General features: G+C 76.6%; 6 protein-coding genes. 5 read left to right on the top strand and 1 reads right to left on the bottom strand.

What is annotated here, in order from left to right; all coding sequences use genetic code 11:
* The first annotated feature begins 1,076 nt into the window (after positions 1-1,076).
* From G9H72_RS17650 to G9H72_RS17635, 4 genes are all read left to right on the top strand, one after another.
* Positions 1,077-2,165: a tetratricopeptide repeat protein gene (locus G9H72_RS17650; RefSeq protein ID WP_166173509.1), complete on the top strand. Its 1,089-nt coding sequence runs from the start codon at positions 1,077-1,079 to the stop codon at positions 2,163-2,165.
* A 107-nt stretch (positions 2,166-2,272) separates the two neighbouring features.
* The gene (locus tag G9H72_RS17645) at positions 2,273-2,707 is read left to right on the top strand and encodes a single-stranded DNA-binding protein (RefSeq protein WP_166173507.1); all 435 of its coding nucleotides are present in this window, start codon (positions 2,273-2,275) and stop codon (positions 2,705-2,707) included.
* A gap of 178 nt (positions 2,708-2,885) precedes the next feature.
* On the top strand, positions 2,886-3,323 hold the full coding sequence (locus G9H72_RS17640; RefSeq protein ID WP_166173505.1) for a tetratricopeptide repeat protein: 438 nt from the start codon (positions 2,886-2,888) through the stop codon (positions 3,321-3,323).
* The gene (locus G9H72_RS17635) at positions 3,320-4,369 is read left to right on the top strand and encodes an HAD-IIA family hydrolase (protein WP_231127334.1); all 1,050 of its coding nucleotides are present in this window, start codon (positions 3,320-3,322) and stop codon (positions 4,367-4,369) included. Before G9H72_RS17640 ends, G9H72_RS17635 begins: the two co-directional genes overlap by 4 nt.
* A gap of 81 nt (positions 4,370-4,450) precedes the next feature.
* On the opposite strand, the gene G9H72_RS17630 is transcribed toward G9H72_RS17635, so the two are convergent.
* Positions 4,451-4,789 (bottom strand): SCP2 sterol-binding domain-containing protein, encoded by a 339-nt coding sequence (locus G9H72_RS17630; RefSeq protein WP_166173503.1) that lies wholly within the window; start codon positions 4,787-4,789, stop codon positions 4,451-4,453.
* A gap of 155 nt (positions 4,790-4,944) precedes the next feature.
* On the opposite strand from G9H72_RS17630, the gene G9H72_RS17625 reads away from it, so the two are divergent.
* The coding region (locus G9H72_RS17625; protein WP_166173501.1) for a hypothetical protein at positions 4,945-5,253 on the top strand (309 nt) is incomplete at its 3' end.

Raw genomic sequence — 5,253 nt, 5'->3', positions numbered from 1 at the left:
AGAGTAGGACGCCGCCGGACAAACTTGATACGCCTGTGCCCTCGGCACCCCCGCCCGGCGACGCCGGGTGGCGGGTGCCGGGGGCACAGTCATATCCACCGCCGTGGCGGAGTTGGATGTCAGGCATCCGCAGTCAGGACACCGCCGAACGAAGGGCACCTTGCATGGCTGGGTCCGAGGAGCGCGACGACCGGGATCGCGGGCGCGACGACCGGGATCGCGGGCGCGACGACCGAGGCCGGTGGGGCAACGCCGGCGGAGGCGCCTATCGACCGCGCGGGGCCGGCGGCCCTGCTGCCGGCCGAGGAGGAGCTCGCGGCGGGCAGCCGCGCGGCAACCAGGACCGGGGTTACCAGGAGCGGGGTTACCAGGAGCGTGGCCGCCCCGGGTCCGGTGGGGACACACGCGGTGGCTCGGACGCTTCGGGCCGGCGCGGAGACAGTTCCCCTGCACGTGGTGGCGGCGAGCGTGGTGGCTACGGGTCCGGCGGTAGCGGGCGTGGTGGCGGCGAGCGTGGTGGCTACGGGTCCGGCAGTGCCGGCCGCGGAAGTTCCGGGCGTGGTCCCTCGACGGGCGATGGGCAGGGAAGGCCGTCGGGTGGCACCGATGACCGGCGCGGGCGCAGCGCCGGCGGCTACGCCGGTCGCCCCGACAGCGCGGCCGGTCGGCCGGGTCGGCCCTCCGCCTCCTCGAGTGGCGGCCCGCGCGGGCCGTACCGGGATCGGACGACGGCTGACCGGGACACGTACGGCCGGCCGGACGAGCGGCGCTCCTTCGGGCAGCGCAGTGACTCCCGCCCCGGCCAGGGGCGCACCGGCGGTGGGCGGCCCGACGGGTCGCGCGGCGCAGCGCCGCGGAACGGCGAGGCCGGCGGTACCGGAGGCGGGCAGCGCCGTGACGGCCGGCGGACCGACAGCGGCAGGCCGACCAGGCCCGGGGGCTTCTCGGGCCGTGGCGAGCGTGGGAACGAGCGCCAGGGACGTGAGCAGGGCGGCCCGCCGCGGCGTACCTCCGGGCCGCGCTCCGGGGAGGCGTCCCGACCCCGGACGGACCCGAGCACGGAGCGTCCCCGCGTCGTGCGGAAGACGGCCGCGCCGCCCCCTCCGCCGTTGCCGGACGAGATCACGGGCCAGGAGCTGCCCAAGCCGGTGCTCGCCGAGCTCTCGACGCTCTCACCGTCGGCCGCGACCGCCGTCGCCCGGCACCTCGTGGCGGCCGGACAGCTTCTGAGCGAGGACCCCGAGGCGGCGTACGCTCATGCGGTCGCCGCCCGCGAGCGCGCGTCCCGGGTCGCCGCGGTGCGTGAGGCGGTGGGCCTGGCGGCGTACGCAGCCGGCCGCTACGCCGAGGCCATGCCGGAGCTGCGGACGGCCAAGCGGCTGACCGGGTTGCCGGACCTGCTGCCGGTCATCGCCGATGTCGAGCGTGGCCTCGGCCGACCGGACCGTGCGCTGGCGCTGGCTGTCAGCGAGGAGGCTGAGCGGCTGGACGCCGCGGGCCGGATCGAGCTGCGGATCGTGGCCGCCGGCGCCCGCCGGGACCTCGGCCAGCTCGACGCCGCCGTGCTCACCCTGCAGGTGCCCGAAGCGCTGCGCTCGCCGCGGCTTGCCTACGCGTACGCGGACATGCTGCTCAGCGCGGGGCGACGGGACGAGGCCCGTGACGCGTTCGCGCGCGCCGCGGCGCTCGACGCCGACGGGATCACCGACGCCCAGGAGCGGCTCGACGAGCTCGACGGGCTGAGCTTCGTCGACGTCCTCGAGGACGACGAGGACGACGTCTCGGAGCTTCCGGAGCCTGCCGTCGACGGAGAGCCTGCGTCCGAGGCTCTGTCCTCATCGGCGGAGGACGAGCCGGTGGCGGAGGACGAGCCGCTGGACGAGGAGCCTGGCGGCGAGGGGGCGTTGCACGCCGACGCCCTCGCGCAGTCGGATGAGGCCGCGCAGTCGGATGAGGCCGCGCTGGAGCCGGCGGTGGCCGAGGACGACTCGCAGGTGCGGGGGGAGGCGTCCCAGGACGAGGACCCCGCTCCGCGCCCCGGGGTCGTCGTGGAGGCCGCGTTCACCGAGCCGCCGGACGTCCAGCCCGCTACGGACGACCCCTCGGCCGGCGCGGACGAGGGCGAGGACGGGCGGCCCGCCGCGTTCCGGTCCCCGTTCGGCTGACCCGGCCTGTGGGCTCACCATCGTGGGCCCACAGCCGGGCTCGCCCGCGCCCACGCGGCCCGTCGCGCCGCCATGCTCGTGCCTTCTGCAGGTAGCAGGAGGCACGGATGACAACGGAGCCAGGTTCGGTGGCCGCTCACCGCAACGAGGTCATGCTGGTCGGGCGCTTGGCCGCCTCGGCCCAGGAACGGGAACTGCCGAGCGGTGACCTGGTGGTCACCGTCCGGCTGGTCGTGGACCGGCCGCCTCGTTCACGAGGGCGGGCACGGGCCGCGGTGGACGCGCTGGAGTGCTGCTCGGCCTTCCGGGCCGACGTCCGCCGACGTGCGCTGGCTTGGGCCGCCGGTGACGTGGTGCAGGTGGAAGGTGCCCTGCGCCGGCGCTTCTGGCGGTCGCCGACCGGCCCGGCGAGCCGGGGAGAGGTCGAGGTCGAGTGGGCGCGACGCGTGCTCGCGGAGCGCGCCACGGCTCGGTCTCGTCCCGAGACCACCGCCGTCGCGGCCCCGAGCCCTGCTCAGGGCCCGGACGACGCCCGGGGCTAGCCCCGCGCCCGGCGCCGCACCGAGCGCCGACCGCCACCGCGTCCGCCATGAAAAGATGGCCCTTCCCAGGAGGCCGGCACCCTGGCGGCCCGCGTCGGCCGTCGGTGCGGGGCCGCAGGCCTGACGGTCGACGGCGGGTCCACCCGCGGGAGAAGCACGCTGACGCGAGGGCGGTGAGATGAGCGAGGACGACAGCAACGGCCTGCCGCCGCAGGAGCCGGGCACGGGGCAGCCGCCTGCCGGGGGGGTCTACGACTGGTACGTGCGGGGGATGTCGCTGCTCGAGGGGGGCAGCCCGGAGGCGGCCGCCCAGCTGCTCGAGCGCGCCCACCACGAGGAGCCCGCGTCCAACAGCATCCGCGAGGCGTTCGCCCGGGCGCTGTTCGACGCGCGCCGCTACCCGGCCGCGGTTGAGCAGTTCGCCGAGCTGGCCGAGCGTGAGCCGGACAACGACTACGCCCGGTTCGGGCTCGGGCTGACCCGCTTTCGGCTCGGCGAGTTCGAGGCAGCGGTGAGCCACCTGTCGATGGCGGTCGCGATGCGCCCGGGACGCCCGGAGTACGTCCGGGCCTTGCGTGAGGCCCAGGCAACGGTCAAGGCGAGGGAGCAGAGTTGACAGGACAGGCAGAGGTGACGCTGCGCGCCAGCGCCGGGCCGTTGGCGCAGGCGTACGACGTCGCGCTCCTCGACCTCGACGGGGTCGTCTACGTGGGCGAGCACGCCGTGCCGCGCGCGCCGGAGGCACTGGCGTCGGCGTCCGCACGCGGTATGCGGCTCGCGTACGTCACGAACAACGCCTCCCGGACGCCGCTCGCGGTCGGGGACCACCTGCGCTCGCTCGGCGTGGACGCCAAGGACGACGAGGTCGTGACCTCGGCACAAGCCGCGGCCCGGCTCATCGCCGAGCAGGTCCCACCCGGCTCCGCGGTGCTGGTCGTGGGCGGCGAGGGGCTGGTCGTCGCCCTCGCGGAACTCGGCCTGCGCGCGGTCTTCTCCGTCGACGAGGACCCGGTCGCCGTCGTCCAGGGGTTCTCCCCCGACGTGGGCTGGCGACAGCTGGCCGAGGGCGCGTTCGCCCTCTCGCGCGGCCTGCCCTGGGTGGCGTCCAATCTTGATCTGACGATCCCCACGCCCCGGGGCCGCGCCCCGGGCAACGGCACCTTGGTCGGCGTCCTCGCGCAGGCCACCGGGCGTCGGCCGGTCGTGGCCGGCAAGCCCGAGCTGCCGCTGCACGCCGAGGCCGTCCGCCGCAGCGGCGCGTCCTGCCCGCTCGTCGTGGGCGACCGGCTCGACACCGACATCGAGGGGGCCGTGCGCGCGGGCACCGACAGCCTGCTCGTCCTGACCGGTGTGACGACGCCCGCGGAGCTGCTGCGGGCCGGAGCGCACGAACGGCCCACCTACGTCGGCGCGGACCTCGACTCGCTGCTCGTCGCCCATCCCGCGCCGCAGCGTGCGGGCGGGCCTCCCGCCGGGAAGCCGTCGGACCCGGGCGCGGGCTCCTGGTCGTGCGGCGGCTGGGCCGCCTCGGTCGAGGACGGCAGCCTGCGCCTCACCGGCGAGGGGGAGCCGCTCGACGGGCTTCGGGCCGCGTGCGCCGCCGCCTGGTCGCAGCCGGCTCCGCCGCAGGACGTCGCCGCGCTCGTCGTGCTCGGGCTGTAGCCGGGGAGTGCCCGCGCGACCCCCGCGCGACCCCCGCCGGGCCGCGCGGAGCCGTACCGAGCCGTGGGAGGCCAGGCACGGTCAGAGCAGCGAGCGCAGCTTGAACAGGTCGCCGATGCTGGCCTCGACCTTGACCCGGCCGCTCGACCAGGCCGGGGCGAACGCCAGCTCGCCGTTCACCAGTGCCAGGAGGTCGTCGCTGCCGACCCGGAGCCGGATCTGCGCCTTCGGCGCCGGGTCCGTGGTGAGGGCGTCGATCCGCGCGTCGTGCAGGCGCCCGGAGAAGACGACGCCGAGATCGGGGACGGTCACGCTGATGCTGCGGTCGAGCTGGGCCGCGGACTGTGCGGCGCCCCTACCGCGCTGCATCTGGGCCGACAGCGCCTCGATCGCCGCCCGGCACTGCTCCACCGTTGCCACTGCTGCCTCCGCCGCTCGAGCCGGGGCCGGCACGTCCCGCCGTGCCGCGCCGACGGAGCGCCGGGGAGCCGGCCGTGGCGCCGGACGTTACCCGAGCAGCAGGCGGAGGTAGCGTTCAGGGCAGGGGAGCGTGCGTCGGCGGACGGAGGGGCGAGGTGCTCGAGGCGGTCCGGGGAGTGCTGCAGGTGGCGGGGGACGCGGGCAGCGCCGTCGCCCGGGCGGCCACGTCCGCCGCCGTCCAGGCCCTGCCGGACTCCGTGCGCGGGACGGTGCAGCTCGCGGCTGCGGTCGCTCCGGGGCTTGCCCGCAACGGGCTCGAGCGGGCGGCGTACCAGGTGGGACTCGTCCCGGCTGACGCGCTGGACCGGGCCGAGCGCCGCGCCGAGCAGCTGGAGCTGCGGGTCCGCGACCTCGAGCGAGGGGCCGCCGAGTCCCGTGCTGCGCGGATTCGGGAGGCCGTGGGT

The organism is Motilibacter aurantiacus, assembly GCF_011250645.1.
In the GTDB taxonomy this organism is placed as follows: domain Bacteria; phylum Actinomycetota; class Actinomycetes; order Motilibacterales; family Motilibacteraceae; genus Motilibacter_A; species Motilibacter_A aurantiacus.
The sequence above is the reverse complement of the archived record's forward strand: the minus strand, read 5'-3'. Positions and strand labels throughout refer to the sequence as shown.

Bases quoted from the DNA above. Each gene is read 5' to 3' on its own strand.
- G9H72_RS17645 (WP_166173507.1), top strand. From the start codon at position 2,273: ATGACAACGGAGCCAGGTTCGGTGGCCGCTCACCGCAACGAGGTCATG.
- G9H72_RS17640 (WP_166173505.1), top strand. From the start codon at position 2,886: ATGAGCGAGGACGACAGCAACGGCCTGCCGCCGCAGGAGCCGGGCACG.